The sequence below is a fragment of the Streptomyces sp. W16 genome (genome assembly GCF_033194735.1).
GTDB lineage: Bacteria > Actinomycetota > Actinomycetes > Streptomycetales > Streptomycetaceae > Streptomyces.
The window spans coordinates 1-2,245 of record NZ_JAWOAI010000917.1 but is presented as its reverse complement, the minus strand read 5'-3'; the positions used below and the strand labels follow the sequence as shown (position 1 = coordinate 2,245).

The window sequence follows — 2,245 nt, the reverse complement described above, 5'->3', positions numbered from 1 at the left end:
TCCCAAGGCGGGCTGGGGCGTGCAGGCGGGGGACGTGACCTCGGACTCCGGTCTGGTGTGGGTGCGTTCGGACCGCCCGGCCCGGATGATCGTGGAGACCTCGGCCACCGAGTCGTTCCGCGATCCGCACCGGTGGCACGGTCCACTGCTCGGCCCGGGCACCGACTTCACCGGCACCACCCGGCTGCGCGGACTGCCCTCGGGGCAGCAGATCCACTACCGGGTCCTGCTCGCCGACCCCGACGACCCGCGCCGCTCCGGAGAGCCGGTCACGGGTACGTTCCGCACGGTGCCGACCGGGCGGCACGGTGTGCGCTTCCTGTGGTCCGGGGACCTGGCGGGCCAGGGCTGGGGCATCAACCCGGACCTCGGCGGCTACCGCATCTACGACGCGATGGCGAAGCTGGACCCGGACTTCTTCGTGTGCAGCGGCGACAACATCTACGCGGACGGTCCGATCACGGCGACCCAGGCCCTGCCCGACGGCAGCCTCTACAGGAACGTCACCACGGAGGAGAAGTCCAAGGTCGCCCAGACTCTGGCCGAGTTCCGCGGCAACTTCCGCTACAACCTGCTCGACGAGAACCTCAAGCGGTTCAACGCCCAGGTGCCCTCGATCATCCAGTGGGACGACCACGAGGTCCGCAACAACTGGTACCCGGGCGAGGTGATCGCCGCCTCCGACACCCGCTACACGGAGAAGAGCGTCGACGCCCTGGCGGTGCGCGCCCGGCGTGCGTTCAGCGAGTACTTCCCTGTCTCGACGCTGCGGCCGGGCGCGAAGGAGGGCCGGGTCCAGCGCGTGATGCGGCACGGTCCGCTGCTCGACGTGTTCGTCCTGGACATGCGGACCTACCGCAACGCCAACTCGCCCGACCAGCAGACCGTGGACCCTCAGGGCATCCTGGGTCGTGAGCAACTGGAGTGGCTCAAGCGGGAGTTGTCGCGGTCGCGGGCGGTGTGGAAGGTGATCGCCGCCGACATGCCGCTCGGCCTGGTCGTGCCCGACGCCACCGAGGGCAAGGCGAACATCGAGGCGGTGGCGCAGGGCGACCCGGGCGCGCCGCTGGGGCGTGAACTGCAGATCGCCGAGCTGCTGCGGTACATCAAGCACCGGCGGATCACCGGCACCGTGTGGCTGACGGCGGACGTGCACCACACCTCCGCCCAGCACTACCAGCCCTCGCGGGCCGCGTTCACCGACTTCGAGCCGTTCTGGGAGTTCGTCTCCGGCCCGCTCAACGCGGGCGCCTTCCCGGCCAACGACCTCGACAACACCTTCGGCCCGGAACGGGTGTTCGTGAAGGCGCCGCCCGTGGCGAACGTGTCGCCGGCCGAGGGCTACCAGTTCTTCGGCGAGGTCGACATCGACGGCCACAGCGGGGAACTGACGGTGCGTCTGCGGGAGTCGGACGGCACCGTGCTGTTCACGCAGACCCTCCAGCCGGGACGGGTCGGCCAGTAACTCCACTACCCTCGAACCTGTGCCGCGCACCGGCGTCATCCCCCGGTGCGCGGTGCGTCTCGCGGCGCCCCAACAGCCGCACTCAGACCGCGTTTTCGCAGGTCAGGGCCGATTGTCAGTGGTGGCCTCTACGGTTTTTCCATGACGCGATCTTTGCAGGCCGTGACCTATCGCCGACCCTCCGCGCTGGAGTCGTCGGAGAGTGGACGGCGCCTCGGGCTGGAGACCTCACAGGGGGCGACTCCTACGGGTGTCACCGACCATCCGCGCTTCTTCGCGGGCTTCCTGACCTCGCCTCAGGTGGCCTCGGCGGCGCTGCTCGCGGTGGCCGACGTGGCGGGCGCGCGGTACTACCAGCGCCAGCTGGCCGCCTCGCTCGACCCGGTGGTGACGGCGGGCGGCGACCGGCTGCGCTTCGAGTCCTTCTCCGGCTGTGGCGGGGTGTACGCGCGACTGGACGTCCTCGGCCCCGGTCTCGACGGCGGCGAGGTGGGGCACGGCACGACGAACGTCGACGGCAACAACCCCCTGCGCGAGGCCCTGTCCCGGATCGGCTCGGAAGATCCGCTCCATCTCCGGGTCGGCCCCGAGGAGTTGGCCGTGACCACGCTGGACGGCCCGGTGCTGGAGAAGAAGGTGCCGCTCCCGGACCGCTGGCTGCGCGGCTTCGCGGAGGCCCAGGTCATAGCGGCCGGCTTCGACCTGCGGGCCGAACTGCCCGCGGCGGAGGCGGTCCGCTTCCTGCGCTCGCTCCCGAAGGCCGGCGCGCGCGGCACCACG

General features: G+C 70.9%; 1 protein-coding gene and 1 pseudogene. Both read left to right on the top strand.

Going from position 1 to position 2,245, the window contains the following annotated elements:
- The coding region (locus R6V09_RS51405; RefSeq protein ID WP_317888290.1) for an alkaline phosphatase D family protein at positions 1-1,465 on the top strand (1,465 nt) is incomplete at its 5' end.
- A gap of 141 nt (positions 1,466-1,606) precedes the next feature.
- A pseudogene (locus R6V09_RS51400) lies at positions 1,607-2,245 on the top strand (SWIM zinc finger family protein); the annotation flags it as partial.